Origin of the sequence: Leptospira perdikensis, assembly GCF_004769575.1 — a bacterium.
Taxonomy (GTDB): domain Bacteria; phylum Spirochaetota; class Leptospiria; order Leptospirales; family Leptospiraceae; genus Leptospira_A; species Leptospira_A perdikensis.
Window position 1 is genome coordinate 600,930 of the sequence record NZ_RQGA01000003.1, and the last position, 21,786, is coordinate 622,715.

Sequence of the window (21,786 nt, forward strand, 5' to 3'; positions counted from 1 at the left end):
TTAATTGACGAACTTATCCCATTTTTCTTCAACCGAAATGGATCGGAGAATCCGCCAAATTAGCTTAGAACCATTTTCCGAATTGGTCATAATGACCACTCCGTACCCTTTTTCTGTATTGAAAAGGGCTAAGGACTTATGTCCCTTTGTATGGCCACCATGGAAGAAATATTCTGTTTTGCCTGTGCGATTTAAGAAAAATCCATGGGCTACAAGAGCATGGACCGTGAGGTTGGCTGCACTCATTTTGGGTGAGAGTAGGTATTCCGCCGATTCCTTTGTAAGGAAGTTTGACTTTCCTTGTTTTGCTTTTGCAATTTCATAGAATAGCAGACCCACTTCTTCTGGAGTGGTCCAAAGCCCGCCTGAAGATAGTTCGGGAGTGACAAAGGATTTTTGTGGAAGTATGTTGCCTAGTTCATCATACCCATCACAACGGTCTTCCTTCGTCTCAAGGTTTTGACGAAAGGTACTTCTTGTCATATCTAAAGGTTGGAAAACAACTTCAGACATTAAGTTCTGAAACGATTTTCCCGTTCGTTCTGTAAGGATTTCTTGCACAATGCTATAACCGCCACCGGAATACCTAGATTTGGTCCCAGGTTTGTAATATAGTTTTAATCCATTACCCTTTGTTGTATTTGTATCCTTTAACTCCCGTAAGTGTTTTTTTCCTGAGTTGATAGGGTCGTCCCAATTTCCTTTTTCAGTAAGCCCACTTGTGTGAGAGAGTAATAAATCTAGATTCACTAGGGATCGTCTTTTTCCTTTTGGAACGGACACTTTGTATTGTTTGAGTTTTCCAATCCAATTGGAATATAAATCTAGTTGTCCTGACTCAACCAATCTTAGCGTTGCGGTGGCAGTCATTGTTTTGGAAAGAGAACCTGCACGAAAAAGAGTATGTTGTGACTTTGTTCCATACATTTTTTTCCAACTAAGACCGTGGTTTCTAAACACGGCAATTCCAAGAGATGGAACTTTTTCTTCCTTCATTAAATCTTCTATATACACTTCGTTTGGAAGATTCGATTTTTTTTTCAGGTTTAACTTTTTTGCATCGAAGATGATTTCTGTTAAGGCAGATTTTACAGATGATAGATCTCCTTTGCTATTTCCGTAAGGACTGATCACTGTGATAAAAATTCTACTTTTTAAATCATGGTAAATAAAATTGGAAATTCCTTTTTCTTTACCATAGGTCCAATAAAAATAATCTCCAACATAGGCACCTTCACCAAATGCAATCGGATCTTCTGATATAGAATCAGATAAAACTGTTTTTTTGATGATTGTGTCTCTGGAAAGTTCTGAGATTAGTTTTGGTTTTTTAAGTTCTAAACTGAAAAGAGAAAGGTCTTCCGGAGTAGAATAAATTCCCCTATTCCCAATTAAAACTTCGTTTGGTTCTACGTTTGTGTTTTGGAAACCAAGAGGGGTGAAAATTTTTTCTTTTAAATATTGAGGATAGGAAGTTCCTGAAACTTTTTCTATGATATAAGCTAGGAGGAAGTAATCGAGTCTACTATACTTCCAGTATTCGCCCGGAGGAAAGGCTGGTTTTAATTTGGATTCTAAAAAAAATCGTTTGATATCTTCACGTTTTAAATGAGATTTTTCAGTATCAAAATTTGGTAGGAACTCAATGATTTTTGGTAATCCTGATGTATGTCGTAATAGATGGCCTATCGTAACTTTGGAATAGGGAAACCATTTTAAATGTTTTGAAACTGGATCTGATAAAGATATTTTTTTTTCTTCTTCTAATATATGAATCGCAAAAGAAGTAAATGTTTTTGTAGACTCACCTAACGGAAAATTGTGCTTTTTGTAAAGTTGGGATCGTTTTCTTTTTTTCCCAACATAGATGGTTTCTCGAAAGAGGATATTGTCATCTTGGGAAATCAAGACAACACCTTGAAAACCTTCTTGTTTGATTTTTCTTCGGATCTTTTCTTTGGTTTCTTCAGAAAAAGAGCCGATTCCGGATTCTGTGCAGCTGGTGAAACATAAACTGAAAAGAACCCCAATGATAATCCGAAAGTGCATAGTACCTTTTAAGGACTTAATCTCTTTGGATTAAACTTGGATGGTATCCATCTGGTGCTTCAAATCCTAAAAGATCCATCATTGTTGCCGCAACATTGGCAAGACCTTTCTCTTTTAAGTTTTGATTGAGTTTGATTTTACCTTTAGGATCATAAAGAACAAATTGTACAGGGTTTAGTGTATGGCTAGTTTTAGGAACTGGTTTCCCATCTTTTGATGTCTCAGCGGTTCCTTTTTTGGTAAGCTGGTACATCTCATCTGCGTTACCATGATCGGCTGTAATACATAGAACTGTTCCTGTTTCATCACAGATTTTTTTGATTCTATCTAAACATATGTCCAGATACTCCAATCCACGAACAGTAGCATCCATATTTCCCGTATGCCCCACCATATCTCCGTTAGCATAATTGACTCTGAGGAATGGAAATTTATGGGATGTTAGAGCAAGTACAAGATTGTCCGTAATTTCCTTTGCTTTCATTTCTGGTTTTTGGTCAAAGGGGATGATGTCTGATTTCACTTCTTCATAAGTTTCTAAAGTTTGATTGAAGTATCCAGAGCGGTTTCCATTCCAAAAAAAGGTTACATGTCCATATTTTTGTGTTTCAGAAAGCGCATATTGAGCAACTCCTTCGTTAGCAAAGTATTCACCCATAGTTCGATCAATGGTGGGAGGAGCAACTAAGTATTGTTTGGGGATGAAAAGGTCTCCATCATATTGCATCATACCTGCAAATTCAACTTTCGGGAATCGTTTTCTTTTGAAATTAGTTAATGAATCTTCTGTAAATGCTCTTGAAATTTCGATGGCACGATCACCTCGGAAATTAAAAAATACTACAGAGTCATTGTCTTCTATTTTACCAACGGGTTTCCCATTGGAATCTCCAACAACAAATCCTGGCAAATACTGATCAATAACGGATGGATTTTCTTTTCTAAATGTTTCAATGGCTTCTTTTGCTGACGGGAAGATGCGGCCTTCTCCTTCGACATGGTGGTTCCAACCTCTTTCTACCATAGACCAATCAGCATCATAACGATCCATGGTGAGTTCCATTCGTCCACCACCAGAAGCAATAAGAATATCGATTCCTTGTTTCCGATAAGAATCTAAATATTCTTCAAAAGGATTTAAATACTCTAACGCTGATTTTTCGGGAACATCTCTTCCATCGAGAAGGATATGGAGCCTTATCTTTTTGATATTTTCTTTGATAGCATTGTCTATCATTGCTTTTAGGTGATCGATATGGCTATGGACATTTCCATCTGAGAACAAACCAAGAAAATGAAATGTTGATTGGTTGGATTTACAATTGGAAATGAACTTCTTCCAAATGGGACCTACAAACAAACTCCCGTTCTCTATCGATTGGGATACTAACTTGGCTCCTTGATCAAAAATCCTTCCGGATCCTAGAACATTATGACCAACTTCCGAATTACCCATATCATCATCACTAGGCATGCCAACTGCAGTTCCATGCGCTTTTAATAAAACGGTGGGATAAGTTTTCCAAAGTCCCTTAAGGACAGGCATTTGGGCTTTGGCAACGGCATTTCCGTTTTCATATCCTTTTTCTGTAAACCCAACTCCATCCAAGACGATGAGTAATACTTGTTTGGTTAATGAACCATTTGGATTTTTTTTAAGAGTTAACATAAATTAGATTCCCCTGTCTTTTTCCACTTTGAGATTTATTGAAGATTTTGCAACTGGAAGATATCAAAAGGTGTTAGTTCAACTGAACTTGGTATGGGATTGAGAAGGACGTTCCCAAGGTTAGAGTCGTAAACATAAATCCCTGGTCGGGTGAAATCCGTAGATCCCACCAAAAGTTTTCCTTCGCTTGTGAGGAGTAAACCTGAGAGACTAATCCCAATGTTACCTGGAATTTGTAAAAGAGTTCCAATCCGTTCACCGGTTCTTGGACGAAAGGCTTGGACCGTTTTTGTAAATCCGGAGTCAAGGACAGCTGCAAATCCCAATTCTTCATTTTTAATTTGGAAGGCAAGGATATCACCACCTGCGTTTTCTTCTGCAAAGAGGCGGCTCGGATGGAATTGGCGAGTGCTCAAACGAAATGCAATGATTCCTGCATCAATTTGTGAAATAAACCCAACTCTCCCCACACAAGAGAATACCAAATACGGCTCCCCGAACAAATTTACTTTTTGGATTTTGGAACTTGGATTTCTGTAAGGAAGAGTATAAACAGTTCTAATTTGATTTAGATCCATATCTATTTCCACAAGATAAGAATCTGAGTTAGGTGGCAAATACCCCGACACATCATTTCGATCCAATCGTTGTAACAGAATAAATAAACTGGTCCCATCTTGGATCATATAAGAAGATTCAACAGAACTATCTGGAATTCCAGAAGTAGAAAATGTTTCTCGTAGTGACGTAAAAGAGACACCTCCAATTTTTGTTCCGTTCGTTCTGGAATAAATAGCCAGTTCGTCAGAATTGTATAAACTTATAAAATATTTGTCGTTCCAGACAGAAATGTCTTGGGGATTTTTACCTTGACCTACACTGAACTCTTGTTCGGTGAGAAAACCTAGTTGCGGGTTTAAAACCTGAATGCTATCGCGATTCAATCGATTGACGATGAACACTCTATCGTTTGTATACCTTCCCACTGCATCCGAATGGATTGGGATTGAAGTAGGAAAGGTTGTAAATGAGTTTGGTTCAAAAGTTTTGAATCGTCCACCACTCGCAAAGTCCGAAGTGACAACACCAACCGAAGTGGGGGATGCCGATAAAAATAAGAACTGGAATAAACTTGGTTTTTCAATTTCCAACTGAGCACACTGCAAATGGAAAAACATAAATAATAAAGTGAAACTTTTGCGATTTATATGTAATGCGTATATTCCCCGGAAAGGCTTATAAAAGTAGGCCGTATATATACGTGCGAATATACGAATAGCGTATATTTCCCGCAATGGTTTATATCTGAAACCCAACAAAATTGCCGCAAATATCCGCATTGCGAATTTAATCCCATGTTTCCTGGAGGTAACGAATCCAATCTTATTTGTGTTCATTAGAATCTGTAACTCCCTGTAAAATAGTAACTGCGGCCGGGTAGTGGATATCCTACCAAATCTTCAACTCGTTTGTCTGAAAGGTTACGAACTTCAAATCCTAAAATCAATTCGTTTCCTGTTTCTAAATTTTTATAAGGTATGTATTGGATATAAAGGTTCCAGAACTGTCTAGCCGGCAAATATCCTAAATATTCATTGGTTCGGTCTCTGAAATTGGCGCCAATGTATTGGTACTCCAATCCAATTTCTCCAAAATCTTTAAAAAAAGCGAGTAAGGCACTTCCTTGGCTTTTAGAACGTAGCGGAAGGTACTTCCCATTTAACGCCGGTGATTCGGAGTAGTTTTTTGCATCTTGGTATGTATAATTAAAATTAAATTTAACTCCTTTGTTCCAAATCACATTGTGACTTGTTTCTAAACCGCGGATGAGAGCTTGGTCAACGTTTTCAGGCCTAAGTGTAAATTGTGAGTTCGGTAAAAACAAAATCATGTCATAAATTCGTTTTTGAAAAATGGAAACATCCGATTGTATTTTCCAATTGGTAAAAGGTTTTGCGTGTAAATAAAACCCAAAGTCTCCATTCCTACTTTGTTCTGGTCGTAACTTAGTATTCCCTACAATACTTCCACGTTCTCCAAATAACTCTAAAAAGGTGGGAATTCGAAAGTCCTTACTGATATTAGCAAGTGTTCCAAATTCCCAATTTTCTTTTTTGATCCAAACAATTTTAATTCCAAAACTTGGATTGGTGAATGCCTGTTTTACATAAAAAACATCATTGAGTGGATCGAGTAGTTGGTTACGAACACTGGTTTCATCTTTTCCAAACCTGTCTGTAAATCGTTCCCAGCGAATTTGTGGGACCAAAAAAAGTCGGTTGGAAAAAAGTCTGATTTCATCCTGGAAAGTGGCACTCAAAGTATCTCGACGTTTTTTAGGTTCTTTCCTTTCTGTTTCGTGGTTGTATCTTTTTTCGTATCTTGTAAAGAACTCTTGTTCCGTTTGAAAAGAGGTTCGAATCACTTGATTGTATTCTAATAAATACAAAGTCGGCGATAGTTGGAATCCGTATTGATTTGTTTTCGTAAATGCATTCGGTGTTCCGTAACTAAATTCAGATTTAGGATCGAAAAAATCATCTTTAGAAAAATTGCCGTAAGCTTTTGTTTCGAGTGTTAGGTTCTGTAAAAGAAATTCATTGGTTTCTGTTGTGATGGCAGAAGAGAGTTTACTAAAAACCCGTTCTACTGCGACAGTTTGTCTATTTCCAGGACCAGGTAACCCTTGTTTTCTGTGAATATAATCGTTTAGTAGATTAACTTTAGTTTTTCCGAATTCGAACGAGAGGTTTCCTGTAAATCCTGTTTTTCTAAATTGAGCATTCCTGCGCGTGTCTATTGTATCATCGTAAGTATTAAATAAAACAGTTCCTTTGTTATTGAGATAACTAAAGTTTTGATCAGATGTTTCTTGAAGGGCCTGTATAAAATAAGAACCACCTGCAAATTGGTCCATATGTGTAACACTGGCTTTCGCAGTTTTAAAACTTCCTCCCATTAAATTGATTCGAGTGACAGGTTTGTCTATTTTAGATTTTGAAACTAAATTGATGGATCCTCCAATAGAAGATCCAGAAAATCCGGCAGGGGTTCCTGATTTATAAATTTCAATTTTTTCTAAGTTATCAAATGGTAGGTCGGCTAAATTGATTTCACCACCCATAGAGTTGTTGATGGGAACCCCATTCCAATAGATTCTTGTTTGGTTAGGATTGGTTCCTCGCAAAGAAAGAGTGGAGTAGGAACCAAGTCCTCCGTATTGTCTGACCCGAACACCGGCTTCTCGGTTTAATACGTCCGGTAAACTCATGTAACGCGTGTTTGTTTGTTTTAGGTCGATTTCTTTTTGAAATCCTGTTGGGTTTTTTGCAAAATTAGAATTTTTTGACTGGTTATCTACACCGGCCCGAATCTCCACTTCTTTTATATCTTTGTTTTGTGCGAGTAAACTAATAGGACCAAAACTGAGACAAAGGAGAATGGATAATTTGAAATTAGAAAGCATGGAGCCGTATTTTCTCAGTACCTACCAAACTGAAACATGAAAATTGAGTGTCAATTCCCTAAAGGAAAAAAGCATTGTCCCCATGAAGCATTACGACGTATTCGGCGTAGGGAACGCCCTGGTAGATATTATTGCCTTTATTGATCCCAATTTTTTACAAAAACAAAATATCACCAAAGGTGTGATGACCCTTGTAGATGAATCTAGACAAGGTCAAATTCTTGCCGACCTACACGATGAAAAGAAAGAACTTCGCTCTGGTGGAAGTGCTGCGAACACTATGATCGCAATTGCAAACTCTGGAGGAACATGTTGTTATACGGGAAAAGTCACTCATGATACTTATGGTGAATTTTATAAAAAAGACATGGAAGATGCAGGTGTTTTATTTGAAACCACTCCTGACGTAAATGGCCACACTGGCACTTGTGTTGTGTTGACCACTCCTGATGCCGAAAGAACTATGCTTACCAATCTTGCCATTTCCACATCACTTGCACCTACTGATATTGATGTAAATAACCTTAAAAAAAGCAAATTTGTTTATGTGGAAGGTTATTTATGGGATGGAGATTCCACAAAAAAAGCAAGTGAACTCACAATGAAGTTGGCGAAAGAAAACAATGTAAAAGTTTCTTTTACTTATAGTGATCCTTTTTGTGTGAATCGTTCTAGAGACGAATTTATCCATCTAACAAAAGAATATGTAGATGTTGTTTTTTGTAATACAGAAGAAGGTTTAGCTCTTAGTGGAGCAAAAAACGCAGAAGACGCTGTTGAGTATATCGCCAAACTTTGCCCATTAGTGTTTATGACTGCGGGTAAAGAAGGTGCTTATGTTGCTGAAAATGGCGTCATTACTTTGGTTCCTGGTTTCCCAGTAAAACCTATTGATACAACAGGGGCAGGGGATGCTTTTGCTGCTGGAGTATTGTATGGACTGACTCAAGGATACTCTGCACAAAAATCAGCGCGTTGGGGAAACTATGTTGCTTCTCGCATTGTTTGTGAGGTAGGTCCTCGTTTGTCTGTTCGCCTTATGGGAAGACAAGACGAAATTTTAGACGGGTTCAAAGATAAATAAGATTTATTGAATTTTTTTCGAATCCTCCCAAAGGGTTTGAATTTTCTCCGCAATCTCAAGAGGGGCAAAGGGTTTTTCAATCACACCGATGCCTCCTCTTTTTTGGTATTCTAGAATTTCATTTTTTAAAACACGAGATGTCATAAAGGCTACAGGGATCTCTTTGGTTTCTGGAAAAATTTTTAATTCTTCAATAAGTTCCATCCCATTCATACCAGGCATCAGCACATCTAACAAGATCAAGTCGGGCTGTAAGATGATAGCCTTGTGTAAACCTTCTGGTCCAGTTTTGGCAAAACTAACCTGGTAAGGTGAGTTGAATTCCAAGGCAATTCGTAGAATTTCTACTATATCTTCTTCGTCTTCAACAATTAACACATGTTTTAAGGTAGATTCTGTCATTGGTCATATCCAGAAGGAATGGCTCCTGGTTTTACTATAGGAAATTCAATAGTAAAAACAGTTCCTTTGTCATCAGAGGTAAAAAATATTTTACCTTTCATTGCTTCTACAAAACCTTTTGTAATCGATAGTCCAAGGCCTGATCCTCCTACTAATTTATCTTTCGGTGGTGCTCCTTGTGCAAACCTGTGAAATAATCTAGGTGCAAAATTGGGATCAATACCAGGACCATTATCTTTAATTAAAATTTCTGCGTGATTGTCTTTGGGAACTACAGTGATATATACTTCTGAAAATTTAGGTGTGTATTTCACTGCATTGGAGATTAGATTGGTGATACAATGATTCAACCTGTCTTCATCTACATAAACAGAAGTAGAAGGAAAGTTTTGATCATAATTTAATAATACATGGTATTGTTCTGCAAAGGTTCTCATCCCATCCACAGAACTTTGTAAGATTTCTTCCAATCTGTAGGTTCGAAATTTAAAATTAATATTTCCTGAATCTAAAGCTTCGATGTCGAGGAGATCTGTGACAAACCTCACGAGCCTTTGGGTATTTTTTCTGCAAATATTGAGTAGAGATTTGGTTTGGTTGGATAGTTCGCCGGCAACACCTGCAAGGAGTAAGTCGATAGATCCTTTAATTGAAGTGAGGGGGGTTCGTAATTCGTGGCTTACCAAACTAATGAATTCATTTTTTAAGGCTTCGGCTTTTTTACGTTCTGTGATATTCCGAACGATAGCAAGAATGTCTTCCTCTCCCGTTTTAGTGAACCGAGCTTCAAAGTATTTTTCACCGTCGTAGTCTTCGATTGAATACTCATAAGTTTTGGTTCCGCCAATTTCTAAAACTTGTTCTAAAATGGGTTCAATTTCGGAAAGTTTTCGTGTGGGAAATAAATTTTCGATTCTTGTGAGTCGGATCCCTTTTCCTTCCTCACGGGAATCCCAACCTTTAAATTCAGGAAATTCTTTGTGATCAATCACTGATCCATCTTTATGAATTCCGTACAATTTGTCCGGTAAGGAACTTAGGATGGCTTTATTTTTGATAAGAACTTGGCTATAATTGTCCTTTGCATTTTTTTCAGATGTGACTTCGGTTGCAATGACAATGGTGAAATTTTCCTGAGGGAAAACTTGTGTATCAAACCATCCTTTAGATTCCAAAAAGAACTCTCCATACCGGAATGGTTCCTTATTTTTGATGGCGTGTGCTAATTTTTTGCCAAATTCGGTAACATCGAGGTTGGGGAACAAATTCCAAATACTTTGCCCGAGCATCTGATTTGCAGTTTTTTCCACCATTGCTTCCGCAGAAGAATTCACATACGTGTAATTTCCTTCATTATCCAAGATAAAGACCGCATTGGCGCGAGTTTCCAGGATTTTGTCGAGATATTGTGGTACAAATTTGTGCCAATTCTGTTGCAGAAGTTGCTTTGCATCAAAAAAGCTATCTTCATCTTTGAAAAAGCTTTTGATTTTTTCCAGAAATTCATTCATAGGTGCAGGTATACTAAAACTAAACCAGAGTTATGATTCAAGTCAGCAATTTATCCAAATTTTACGGCGAAAAACGAGCCATTTCAGGGCTCAATTTTAAATTAGAAAAAGGCGAAATAGTCGGTCTTTTGGGGCTTAACGGCGCCGGCAAAACCACTACCATTCGTATCCTTACTGGGTATTTGATCCCTAGTGCAGGGGATGCATCCATTGATGGAAAGTCAATCTTTGACTTTCCTTTGGAAGCCAAACAGAAAATAGGTTATCTTCCGGAGACTCCTCCTCTCTACGAGGACATGACCATCACAGAGTATCTTACTTTTGTTGGTCGGATCAAAAAAATTGAGGAAACCAAACTTGGTTCTGAGATTGAAAAGGTTCTTACTAAAACAAACCTTACTGCTGTTAAGGATAAGTTGATTGGAACCTTATCGCTTGGATTCCGTAAACGAGTGGGAATCGCACAAGCAATTTTGGGTGATCCTGAAATTGTTATTATGGATGAACCCATATCGGGTCTTGATCCCAAACAAATTGTTGAGATACGAAATTTGATTAGAAGTCTCGCTGGTGATCATACAGTTCTTATTTCCAGTCATATCCTGACTGAGATTTATAAAACTTGTGATAAGTTTTTATTTTTACACAAAGGAAGTCTTAAACAGGAACTTTCTTTGTCTCGTTTAGAAGAAGAAATGAATCGACTTGCCGGATGGGAAGTGGGGCTTTCAGGAAAGAGTGCCGAAGAACTCCATACATTCGTAAAATCAGTGATAGGTGATGGTGACAGTGTAGTTGAACTTGGAACCAATAAAGAAGAAATTCAATTTTTGGTTAAAACCATTCATCCTAAACAATTTAAAGAATCCTTATTTTCAAAAGCGATGGCTTCTGGAATTCAAATCGAATCTTTAAAAAAACAAGAAGTGTCTTTGGAACAGATTTTTATGGAGAGAATATGAACTGGCAAACGGCTGTTTGGATCTATAAAAAAGAATTACGATTATTTTTTGGAACTTATATGGGACCTTTGGTTCTTGGGGGAACTGCATTTCTCAATGCCCTTTTCGTAATGATTTTAAATTTTAACGGTACTGCAAATTATGAAATTGCAACCTATATCACTTTTATTTCTTTTATGACAACTATCCTCATTGCAATGGTGATCATTTCTATGGGATCGATTGTGGAAGAACGAAACAAAGGAACTCTGGAATTACTTTTTACCTCTCCCATTACTGATTTGGAAATTGTATTTGGTAAATTCCTATTTGGTGTCACCGTTTGTGGGATCATCACTGTTTTTATCAATGGATTGTTTCCTTTGTTACTCTATTCTTTTTGGAAAGCTCCGTTTTATATGGTAGCTTCTGGTAGTGTAGGAGTATTTTTGTTAGGTGTTTTTACTTTCGCAATTGGGATGTTTGGTTCCAGTCTTGGGAAGAACCAAATGATATCTTTATTGATCTCGGTTCTTATTATTTTGACACTTTGGGTGGTGGGATATTTCTCTCATCTATTCCAAGCAACCACAAGAAAAGTTCTATTTCATCTACATATCTTTTCTCACTTTGCTGCTTTTGCAAAGGGTGTGGTTCCATTGACTGGAATTGTGTTTTTCCTTAGCGGAACATTTTTGTTCTTATATCTTACCGTAAAGGTCTTGGAATCCAGGAGATGGAGGGGATAGACCATGTTTTTAACAGCAGATCGAGTTTTACCATTTATTAGTTTACTTTCACTTTTCGCCTACTTTCTGTTCGATGGAATGGTTGTAGATCCCAAAAAAAGAATTCTTTTTTTCGGTGTAGTCTTTTTATTTTTAGCATCGGATACTATCGTTCGTGCTTTCTCTAAAGGATTAAGAAAAGAAGACCAAAACCGTTACATCGCTGCCAGCTTTGGAATTGGTGCCTTTTTATTATCAGTATTACGTGACTTTCTAGATTTGAAACCAGTTGCTGGATTTAACGAAGAAGTCAGCGCCATTCCGAAAGTAAGAGAATTCTTACTACTTTGTGTGGTGCTTCTTTCTATCGTTTTTTTACTTCAAATCATATTACTGGAGATAGGAAAATCTTCCTTGGAAGCACAAAGTAATTTGGCAAAATCCAAAAGTTCTCTATTACAAAATGCAGTTTTAGGATTTTTGTTTGGTTTGCCGATTCTTGTCGCAGTTAATTATTTTGCGATCAAACGAAACTATAATTTTGATTTGAGTAGCCAGGGTAAATTTTCTCTTTCCCAAATATCGAGAAACCTGATCAAACCAATCACAAAAGATGTTACCATCACTGCATTTTATCCTCGACCTCTAGAAGCAGATGGACCAGCAAACGGTGATAAGTTGGCTGCGTTTGCTCTCACTCGCGTCCGGCCTGATATAGAAATTCTTTTGGACCAAATTAAAGCTGAAAACTCACATATCACTGTCCAGTTTATCAACGCGGATGTGGAAGTAGATTTATTAAAAGAATTTGGCCAAGTTTCCAATGGAACCATCTTTGTTCGTTCTCAGAAACAATCCTTACTTAGTTCAGGAACTCCTTTTGCGGAAGAAAGGGTTATCGCTAAAGAAACCAAAGATTTAGAAGATCTAGAACGTAAGTTAGTGGGTGCACTTCTGAATGTTACCACCGAACAGAAAAAAGTTTATTTTACAGTCTCCAATGGAGAGCGATATGGAATGTCCTTCAAAGCCCTTCCGAATGAACAAGTAAATCGTTTTGTTTCCTTCTTGCAGTTTTTAAATTTTAAGGTAGCTGAACTCGGATTTGCACAAGGTTGGCCATCAAAATTACCAGAAGATGCTGATATGTTAGTGATTCTTGGGCCTACGGTTCCTTTTTCTAAAGAAGCAAAAGAAGAACTGCGGAAATTTGTTTTGGAGAAAAATGGAAAACTTCTTATTACAATGGAACCGAAAGGAAATGAGGATTTTGTTTGGTTACTTACGGCCGCTGGTCTCAAATATAAAACTTCTCAGTTAATCGAAAGAGAAGAAAAACCAGGATTTGTTGTAGCTAAACGTTTCCCTGATCATAGGCTTACTGATTTACTTCAGAAAAAAGATATGGGGATATTGTTTCCTTATAGCGGTTTTTTAGAACTGGAACCTTCCATTCCTTCACCTTATGCATTTAAGTCGGAAACTCTCCTCGAGTCTGGGTTTGAAGCTTATTCTGATGAGAATAGTAACGGAAAATTAGACCCAAATGAAAAAAGAGAAAGTAAAATCCTTTCTGTTGTGTTAACTCCGACTTCACTTACTAATGAAAAATCAGGAAAAATCATTTTACACACAGGAACTTCTTGGGTGACTGATCAGTTCATTCCGTACGCCATGAATTCTCAGTTTTCAACTGTTTCCATTACCGGTTTGTTCCAAGATGTAGCCGTTGCTGAAATTCCATTAAAAAAAGAAGAACTTGATACTATCTCCCTTTCCGACAATCAAAAGTTAGTTGCTTGGGTGATTGGAGTGTTTTTGTTTCCTGGGTTCATTTTGGCAGTGGGATCTTATTTTGTGTATTCTCGACGAAAAAATTCCATGATTGAAGTATGAAACAGAGAATTAGTTTAGTTGTATTAGCTTTTGTTGGTTTATTTCTACTTTTCTATTGGATGGAAGACCATCCAGAAAATATTTCAGAAACGAATTACTGGAAAGAAGATTGGAAGTCCATTCGATACATCCCACCCAAATCCGATTGGTGTGGGGCCTTAGAACCAAAGTTTGCAGAAGAGGAAATGGTCTTTCGTAAATTTTCTCGTGGTTGGAACCAAACACCATTGTATACGGTAACTTCTACGAAAAATGGAAACACCACTTCTTATGAAGCCAATTACAATGTAAAAAATAGTTTTTCAGAACTGAGTGTTCTTAAAACAAAATTAATTGAAAAGGGAACAGAAGAGATCCAAAAGTCTTATTGTTTGGGAATGAGTTCTCCTTCCTTGGGTTTGTCAGAGGAAAATGGGACTACCATTGAATTCTCAAAAGACAAACAGTTGTTTTTTGGTAAAAAAATTGGATCGGATGAAGGTCGCATTTCCGTTTTAGTAAAAGACGAAGTCATTGCTCCCTATAACTATTTGATCGAAAAGTTTCGCACACCCGTTACCAGTTTTCGTGAAAAGATGTATGTAACATTTAACAATGGTTATCTGAAAGAACTTTCCTTTTCTGGCCAAGTGATTTCGGTAAAAGTCGAAAACCGAGCCAAAAAGAACCAATACAATGTTTATGTAAACGATTGGAGTCGCACAACGGGGGAACGGATTGTTTTAGCTCCGGATGTCGGGAACCAATGGGAATCGGTTACCAAAGGATTGAAAGTAGAGTTTTATTCCGATGAAGTGGGTGCGCCGCAGTTTCCTGAAGTTTCTCTCTCACAAAATCCGGAAGCAGTTTTGGATGTGGTTCAATCGGAAGGAATCAAATACCGTCTTTCCTTTTACCCATTGTGGGAATCCGATTCGGGAAAATGGAGACCGGTGCGTCGAGAGCTCCTTCCTTATTTTTCGGAAACAATCACTTGGATCAAGGAAGAATCCTTCCAAAATTTGGTGAATGCCGTCATGAAAGTGAAAAATGCTTCCCGGTACGAGCGTCCCAACCAGAAAATCCAATAAGGTGCAAAAAGTTTCTACAGTCGCATCTCGGATGGAAATGATCCGAGATTTATTTTATTCCCCCATGTCCGCCTTCGAATCCTATTATCACAAAACGGATTTGGGTGGTCGTGATTTATGGTTGGCCCATCTACAACTCATTCTGCTCGCACCGATTGCCAAATTTTTTGGTAATCTTTTGCAAATCCTTTTGTTCAAAGTTTCCACAGTTGATGAAGAAACAAAGTTAACCTACACACAAGGAATAGGGACATTATTCTTTTTTTACTTAGGATGTTATCTACTCATACGGCTTGTGGATAGTTTTCGAATGTATCACCAGATGCGCGATCGTACGAAAGATTGGGAAGGCCCAGAACCTCATGTATTTATGATTTCCTTTTTGCCATTTACAGCCACGGCAATTTTTTGGATTTTCCCTGCTCCTGTCCCCTTACTTGCGCTAGGTGTTGGTTTTCTTTATTCATTACATTTAGCTTACTACTATCTTTCTCATAGAAGGGAATGGACCTCCTTTGATTTTTTATTTTTCCTTATGAAAGTGATTCTGTTTTTTTTGGTTCTTCTTTCTGTTCCTCTATTTCTCTACAACTTGGTTAGGACGGTGCTCTTTTGAAAATCTTTATGGTCGGCATTGGTGGGATTGCTATGGGCAATTTGGCTTATATGCTCAAACAACAAGGTCATGATGTATCGGGTTCAGATCAAAATCTATATCCGCCTATGTCAGATAAGTTGGTCGAGTGGGGGCTTTCGCCTAAATCTGGTTATCGTAAAGAAAATGTAAAAGGCTCCGATTTAGTAATCATAGGAAATGCAATCTCTCGCGGAAATCCTGAAGTAGAAGAAGTTCTAAACACGGGAATGGAATACATGAGTATGGCGCAGGCAATTGGAACCTTTTTTCTAAAAGGGAAAAAACCAATTGTGATTTCTGGAACTCACGGCAAAACGACGACCACATTTTTAACTCATTGGATTTTAGAATCTATCGGACTCAAACCCGGTCTATTTGTCGGTGGGATTCGAAAAGATGGGTATCCCGGCTTTGCCCTGGGAGACGGGGATTATTTTGTCATCGAAGGAGATGAATATGATTCTGCTTTTTTTGATAAAAGTTCCAAGTTCTTACATTATAGGCCATATTATTTAGCGATGAATGCTTTGGATTTTGATCATGCAGATATTTTTGCAGATTTAAATGCAATTAAAACTATGTTCAAACGTCTGTTAAATTTAGTCCCTGGTCGCGGTAAGGTTTTTTACTGGAAAGGTTCCAAAAATTTAGTAGAAATCACCAAAGACTATAAACATGCTCCGGTGGAATCGTTTGATTTAGGGGACAAAAATTCCATTTTTAAATATGAAAAGGGTATTTTGTCTGAGATCAGAACGAAAGCTAAATTAAAACCATCCCTTATCGGCTCACATAACTACCGTAATGTGGAAGTGGCAACTCGAATTTGTTTAGAGATTGCTCCTCAAAAAAGGAAAGAAATTTTAGAAGCAGTGGAATCATTCCCTGGTGTGAAACGTAGACAAGAAAATTTATTTGTTTCTGACGTAAGTCTTCTTGTAGAGGATTTTGCCCACCATCCCGTTGCCATCCAAGAAACCATCAAAGCCCACAAAGAAGCTTATCCTGGATATAAAATCATCGCACTTTTTGAACCAAGGAGTGCCACTTCTCATCGGAATGTATTCCAAGATGACTTTGCAAAATGTTTTAAGGGAAGTGATATTAGTGTTGTTACCGAGGTCTACCAAGTGGACAAGGTTAACAAATCCCTTCGTTTGAATGTGAAAAAATTGGTCAAAGACATTGCAAAGAATACAAAGAAAGAAGCTTTGTATGCAAAAGATGCAAAAGAAATTCCTTCCATCCTAAAAAAGATTCTACCAAAATTCCAAAAAGAAAAAGTAATCATCCTTGCTATGTCTAATGGTGCCTTTGGTGGAATTTATCCTGAATTAAAATCATTAATAGAATTAAGAGAAACTGTATGAGCCTATCCCAAGAAATTGAAGATTTAGTCAAAGAGGCGGAATCTGTTTTATCTTCTGCAACATCCGAACAAGAATTGGATTCTTTCAAAAACCAATTCCTTGGTAAAAAAGGAAAACTCACTTCTGTTTTAAAAGGCCTCGCATCACTTTCTGTAGAAGAGAAAAAAACAGTTGGTAAACAAGCAAACGAAGCACAAAGCCGGCTCGAAAGTTTTGTAGAAACAAAAAGAATTTCTTTAAAAGAAAGTTTTTATGAAAACCAACTTGGCCAAGAATTCTTTGATGGTTTACGACCACTGGCAACCAAAGAAAGAGGAAGCCTCCATCCCATTTCCCAAATCCAATACGAAATCGAAGATATCTTTACTTCTATGGGTTTTTCTGTGATGGATGGGCCAGAAGTAGAAACCGATGAAAACAATTTTGGTGCTCTTAATTTTACGGAAGACCATCCGGCTCGTGATATGCAAGATACGTTTTATACGGCTGATGGTAACCTACTCAGAACTCATACTTCTGCCATCCAAGTGCGTGCCCTTCGCAAACTAAAACCTCCGTTTCGAATCATTGCCCCAGGCCGAGTGTTTCGATACGAAGAGGTAGATGCTTCTCATGAAAATACTTTTTACCAAGTAGAAGGTATGGTGGTTGGAGAAAATATTTCTGTGGCTCATTTGATTTATACCATGGAAACACTTCTTTCCCGTGTGTTTCGTAAAGAAATCAAAACAAGATTACGCCCCGGTTACTTTCCTTTTGTCGAACCAGGTTTTGAACTTGATATCAACTGTTTGGTTTGTAGTGGGGATGGTTGCAGTGTTTGTAAACATTCCGGTTGGTTGGAGTTACTCCCTTGTGGACTCGTTCATCCGAACGTTCTCGAATCAGCAGGACTTGATTCTAAAAAATGGACTGGGTTTGCCTTTGGTCTTGGTCTTGACCGTCTTGTGATGATGCGTTACGGAATCCATGATATCCGTTATTTCCAATCAGGGAATCTAAGATTTTTAAAACAGTTTTAGTGTAGTTAGGCGAACGTGTTCTGGGTTGTTATGGTTTTTGAAAATTTCATAAATCCAAACTCAAGTTTGTTCTATTGATCAAACCGCTATCAGATCTAATGTAGATTGAAAAAGACTAGAAAACAAAGGCCAAAAACTTCCATCTCTGGCCTTTGAGATCTTAACCTAAAAGAAAACCTTGAATTTTCCCATCTTTCTCTTGGAACTCTACTTTTGATTTTCCAAGATCCAATCCTTCTTTTGATACAATTTCGGATCCATCCTTAGCAAAAAGATTGGTAAGGACCATCTCTCCATTTTCTTTTCTAGAACAAACAATCAGATAAGGAGGTTTTTTCTCTCCCCCTGGATTGAAATAAATGGTACTAACAGTCAGGATGGTGGCTTGTTCACCCGGTTTGGGTTTGGGAACATTTACCTCTAATGGTTTTAAGGTTAGAGGTTCCCGTGTGATAGATTCTGGTTTGTCTTTGGCAAAAAGAATGACAGTGTTGATGCTATCGATCCCTCCATTCCCTCCCAATAAACTCACCTTAGGTGGACTTGCAAGTTTTTCTGGAATGGGATCAACGGCAAGTCCATATTGGCTTGCAATATCCACAAGTCCTGTGGCACCAGAAAGAGCCATCGCTGCTTGGTAGTTCAGAATCCCTCCACCTAAATTGATAGGAATCTCTTTTGATCCATTAGAGATTTTACCTTTTCGAAGAGATGTGGCTGTGTCTTTGGGTGACACTCCAAAATACAATCCCGCTTCATGGATGATCATTCCAGTAAAACAATCATAAATCCATGCGTATTCGATGTCAGATCGTTTGAGGCCGGATGAAGCCACTGCTCTTTCACAGGCAAGAGCTGCGGGACTTTTTAAGTCTTTCTTTTGGATGAAATATTCTGCATGGGCGCTCTGACCAGAACCTACCAAATAAATATGTTCGGATTCTTTTTTGATGATTTTGTTGTCGATTAACTTTTGTTTCATGAGTTCAGAAGTAACAAGAGTTGCAAATCCATGATCGGTGACAATGGCAATCATCGGTGTACTATACACACCTGAAAGAGGTTTCTTTAATTGTTTTTCATTGATTGGTTTTTGGTATTGGAAAGCACGGGGGTTTGTTTCCGCTAACTTTCGAAAGTGTTTTGTGATTTCTTCCAAATCTTCACTGGTCACTTCAGTATCAAACATCATTCTTTCGCACAACAAAGAATATAGACCAATGAGAGTTGCCCCATAAGGCATTTCCCATTCTTTATGACAAACTGTGGCAGTGAGTCGTTTTAAATCCGATACTTGTTTGAATACTGATTTAGGAACATCTGCGGCAGCCACAAGAACTACAGCATAGGGATTGGCTTTCACAATGGTATGGGCTTGCCCAATTGCTCCACCAACACTTGCTCCGCCTAAATCCACTGTATGGCAAGCAAGCCCACCAAATCCTAAATCGTTTGCATCTTTGACAGTAAATCCATAACCTTCGCGACCAAGAGATTGGGCTTCAATGGAAACAAAATCAGTTAGGTGAGGAGCAATGGACGAACGATCCGTTCCTAAATATCCAAAAAGTTTATCTACGGAACGGAAAAGTAGGGAATGATATTTTTCTAAAGGAGAAAGATTTTTGTAAACTTCCGAATCAAATTCAGATTCGATGGTGTCACTGACACCGAGTAAAATTGGGTTCATGATGGCACATTAGAATTAACCTTCCATATTCATCAACGCATTCATTCGAAAATCTTGTATGATTTGTTTGCATCGTTCAGTAATTCGAGTGAGGCTTTCTCCGAATTTTTTTCCGCCAAAAGAACTGTGGGCGTTGGGGTAATCCTTTTCATTGACTTGTACAATCATATCTGGATTAATTCTGTTTTTACTGACTAAATCTTGCACGGCTACGGTAATATTTCTTAGTGCAATACATCCATCTTTTAAAAGATTCTGTGAAGCCTTTTCGATCACAATATTGTTTCCATTGGCATCAAGTAATGTTTTGATAAACTCTTGCATTTTCATCGAAGGTAGGCCACGTCTTGTCATTCCAATTCGTTCTACTTGCAAAACTGCGTCTTGTAAAAAAGAATACTCTGGAGTTCCCTTAAAGATATAAATGAGAACAGGAAGTTCCGTTTCTGTAAAATCCAACATCGCTCCATAGAAGTATCTTGTTTCTACTTTTGCGAGTGGATGAAAATCCACTTTCTTATAGTTGGCTAACTTTTCAATGGACTCGTCCATGATCCGATTGAGTGTTTGTGCTTTGGCTGCTTCTTTTTTCGCAGCAAGTTCTTGGAATTTGGATTTTAATTGTTCGAGGAATGTTACTTCTTCTGTTAGAAATTTTGTGATATTGCCACGAAGTTTTAGAATTTGTAAATATCTTTGTTCGAATCCTGTTTGGTCAAAGGCTTTGGGATTTAGTTTTCCGTGTTCTTGGTATTCGGCTCTAATTTTTTCTAATATTGCTTTTGTTTCTGCTTCCGACAGTTCTTTCATTTCGATTGTTTCCAGTGTTCTATATCAAGTATGGTTTTATCCAAATCTTGTGCAAAATAAAGGGATGCATTTTTAGCGTCAACATACATCAACTGGTTCGCATATTGTAATTGTTTGACCTGAATTTCGTTTTTTAGGTTTAAAATATTTAACAATTGCAAACTAAGTTTTTTGAAGTCTTTGACTATAGTATCGGAATGTCTTTGCATTTCAAACAGATGTAGTCTGTTTAATTTTTCCTTATCCGATTCAATAAATTTCATTTCTTCCCTTTTTTCTGCAGGTGCTTTCGAGATATAATACGTAATAGGACGAGGATATGATGTCATTTCTTTGTGAAGATCGACCATTTTATCTAGGGCTTCAAAAACTTGTGATTCCATTTCACGAGCAAAGTTCCCCACTATATTTTTGTTTTCGGAAGGATCTCCTGTGAGTTCAAAAATTCGGGAAGACTGTAAGTTCCGAATGATAGCGGTCACTCGTTCTCGATAAGTGGATAATAATTTAATAAAATCTTCTATACTTTGAAAAGCCGTTTTGTCTCCGGAATCTTCTCCCACTTGTAAATTGGGTTCTGTATTTTTAGCTTCTTCTGTTTCTTCTGGTTTTGGTAAATCCGGAGTGTTGAGAAGCCCGTCATGGGAGAGCACTTCCTTAATGGGGAGAAGGGGTGGTGGTGTTTCTCCTTCAAATATATCCAAATCCACATCTTCCTGCATCAGGTTTTCTTCTGGATTTGTTGGGGTAAATCCAGGTTTATCTTTTTGAGAATCTATCGGTTTTTCTATAGGATTTTGCTGTGTTTGTGATTGGGCACCAACTAACTTACTTAATATGGGGTTTGCTTTTAAACCTTCGGAGATTTGAGTTGGGGGCGTAGGAGTGGTAGAAGCAGCTGGGTTCGCTGAAGGTTTTGATGTATCTGGCAATTGAGAAGTGGAGGCTTGTGGAACCACTTCAAAATGATTGCCGATAAGTTTTAAAATCTCAATTCTACGTGTATCTTTATTGAAACGTAGCGCATAACGATTGTTATCTTTGTCAATATACCTTTGTTGGATCTGAGAAATTGATAATTTGATAGGATCAATTTCAGAAATGGAATCTATTTTTATATAATGGTATTTTGATTTATCGGGAGTCACAGTCGTAAAATTTCCAACAAAGCTTCTGTGAAAGCATACGAGAGTAATACGTTCGGGTCAACTTCCTTCTCCCGAGAAATCAAAGTTAAGGTAAAAAAATCATACCGGTTGAGCTCCATACGTTGATAATGGCCTGATTCTCGTTTTTCAAAGCTTCCAGGTTCCATTCCTTCTACTTTTAGGGACAATATAGCCATTTTCGTGACAAGACCTAGATCCAAATTTCTTTGTTTGAGGATTTCATAAAGTTCGGAATCGATCCAAAGTAGAATGGGGAACATGGTTTTCTCCTA

18 protein-coding genes are annotated in these 21,786 nt (G+C 37.7%); 8 read left to right on the forward strand and 10 right to left on the reverse strand.

What is annotated here, in order from left to right:
• From EHQ49_RS04185 to EHQ49_RS04200, 4 genes are all read right to left on the reverse strand, one after another.
• Complete coding sequence (locus EHQ49_RS04185) at positions 1-2,049, reverse strand: serine hydrolase domain-containing protein (protein WP_135576639.1); 2,049 nt, start codon at positions 2,047-2,049, stop codon at positions 1-3.
• 16 nt (positions 2,050-2,065) lie between these two features.
• Complete coding sequence (gpmI, locus tag EHQ49_RS04190) at positions 2,066-3,718, reverse strand: 2,3-bisphosphoglycerate-independent phosphoglycerate mutase (RefSeq protein ID WP_135576641.1); 1,653 nt, start codon at positions 3,716-3,718, stop codon at positions 2,066-2,068.
• Between the two features lie 35 nt (positions 3,719-3,753).
• On the reverse strand, positions 3,754-4,896 hold the full coding sequence (locus tag EHQ49_RS04195) for a hypothetical protein (RefSeq protein WP_135576643.1): 1,143 nt from the start codon (positions 4,894-4,896) through the stop codon (positions 3,754-3,756).
• Between the two features lie 218 nt (positions 4,897-5,114).
• Positions 5,115-7,184, reverse strand: coding sequence for a TonB-dependent receptor plug domain-containing protein (locus EHQ49_RS04200; protein ID WP_135576645.1), 2,070 nt, complete (start codon positions 7,182-7,184; stop codon positions 5,115-5,117).
• An 82-nt stretch (positions 7,185-7,266) separates the two neighbouring features.
• On the opposite strand from EHQ49_RS04200, the gene EHQ49_RS04205 reads away from it, so the two are divergent.
• Positions 7,267-8,268, forward strand: coding sequence for an adenosine kinase (locus tag EHQ49_RS04205; RefSeq protein WP_167482982.1), 1,002 nt, complete (start codon positions 7,267-7,269; stop codon positions 8,266-8,268).
• Positions 8,269-8,271: 3 nt separating this feature from the next.
• Here the strand turns inward: EHQ49_RS04205 and EHQ49_RS04210 are convergent, their stop codons facing one another.
• Together EHQ49_RS04210 and EHQ49_RS04215 are read right to left on the reverse strand one after the other, a co-directional pair.
• Positions 8,272-8,670: a response regulator gene (locus EHQ49_RS04210; protein WP_135576647.1), complete on the reverse strand. Its 399-nt coding sequence runs from the start codon at positions 8,668-8,670 to the stop codon at positions 8,272-8,274.
• Positions 8,667-10,181 (reverse strand): PAS domain-containing sensor histidine kinase, encoded by a 1,515-nt coding sequence (locus EHQ49_RS04215; protein ID WP_135576649.1) that lies wholly within the window; start codon positions 10,179-10,181, stop codon positions 8,667-8,669. Before EHQ49_RS04215 ends, EHQ49_RS04210 begins: the two co-directional genes overlap by 4 nt.
• Positions 10,182-10,213: 32 nt before the next feature.
• Here EHQ49_RS04215 and EHQ49_RS04220 point away from each other — a divergent pair, with 32 nt between their 5' ends.
• From EHQ49_RS04220 to pheS, 7 genes are read left to right on the forward strand one after another with little or no spacing between them, the layout of a single operon-like run.
• A complete protein-coding gene (locus EHQ49_RS04220; protein WP_135576651.1) occupies positions 10,214-11,143 on the forward strand; it encodes an ABC transporter ATP-binding protein in 930 nt (309 codons plus the stop codon).
• Positions 11,140-11,871: an ABC transporter permease gene (locus tag EHQ49_RS04225; protein ID WP_135576653.1), complete on the forward strand. Its 732-nt coding sequence runs from the start codon at positions 11,140-11,142 to the stop codon at positions 11,869-11,871. Before EHQ49_RS04220 ends, EHQ49_RS04225 begins: the two co-directional genes overlap by 4 nt.
• A 3-nt stretch (positions 11,872-11,874) precedes the next feature.
• Positions 11,875-13,746 (forward strand): motility-associated ABC transporter substrate-binding family protein, encoded by a 1,872-nt coding sequence (locus tag EHQ49_RS04230; RefSeq protein ID WP_135576655.1) that lies wholly within the window; start codon positions 11,875-11,877, stop codon positions 13,744-13,746.
• Positions 13,743-14,816 carry a hypothetical protein gene (locus tag EHQ49_RS04235; RefSeq protein WP_135576657.1) on the forward strand — a complete coding sequence of 358 codons (1,074 nt, stop codon included), beginning with the start codon at positions 13,743-13,745 and terminating at the stop codon, positions 14,814-14,816. Before EHQ49_RS04230 ends, EHQ49_RS04235 begins: the two co-directional genes overlap by 4 nt.
• Before the next feature lies 1 nt (position 14,817).
• A complete protein-coding gene (locus tag EHQ49_RS04240; protein ID WP_135576659.1) occupies positions 14,818-15,432 on the forward strand; it encodes a hypothetical protein in 615 nt (204 codons plus the stop codon).
• Complete coding sequence (locus tag EHQ49_RS04245; RefSeq protein WP_135576661.1) at positions 15,429-16,823, forward strand: UDP-N-acetylmuramate--L-alanine ligase; 1,395 nt, start codon at positions 15,429-15,431, stop codon at positions 16,821-16,823. The genes EHQ49_RS04240 and EHQ49_RS04245 overlap by 4 nt, the downstream gene beginning before the upstream one ends.
• Entirely contained in the window at positions 16,820-17,845 is a 1,026-nt protein-coding gene (gene pheS, locus EHQ49_RS04250) for a phenylalanine--tRNA ligase subunit alpha (protein ID WP_135576663.1), read from the forward strand. The genes EHQ49_RS04245 and pheS overlap by 4 nt, the downstream gene beginning before the upstream one ends.
• Before the next feature lie 160 nt (positions 17,846-18,005).
• On the opposite strand, the gene EHQ49_RS04255 is transcribed toward pheS, so the two are convergent.
• From EHQ49_RS04255 to EHQ49_RS04270, 4 genes are read right to left on the reverse strand one after another with little or no spacing between them, the layout of a single operon-like run.
• On the reverse strand, positions 18,006-19,535 hold the full coding sequence (locus EHQ49_RS04255) for a thiolase C-terminal domain-containing protein (RefSeq protein WP_135576665.1): 1,530 nt from the start codon (positions 19,533-19,535) through the stop codon (positions 18,006-18,008).
• Between the two features lie 15 nt (positions 19,536-19,550).
• A complete protein-coding gene (locus EHQ49_RS04260; RefSeq protein ID WP_135576667.1) occupies positions 19,551-20,345 on the reverse strand; it encodes a hypothetical protein in 795 nt (264 codons plus the stop codon).
• Positions 20,342-21,493: an LIC_10450 family protein gene (locus EHQ49_RS04265; protein ID WP_135576669.1), complete on the reverse strand. Its 1,152-nt coding sequence runs from the start codon at positions 21,491-21,493 to the stop codon at positions 20,342-20,344. Before EHQ49_RS04265 ends, EHQ49_RS04260 begins: the two co-directional genes overlap by 4 nt.
• A complete protein-coding gene (locus EHQ49_RS04270) occupies positions 21,490-21,774 on the reverse strand; it encodes a hypothetical protein (protein ID WP_135576671.1) in 285 nt (94 codons plus the stop codon). Before EHQ49_RS04270 ends, EHQ49_RS04265 begins: the two co-directional genes overlap by 4 nt.
• Positions 21,775-21,786 lie beyond the last annotated feature (12 nt).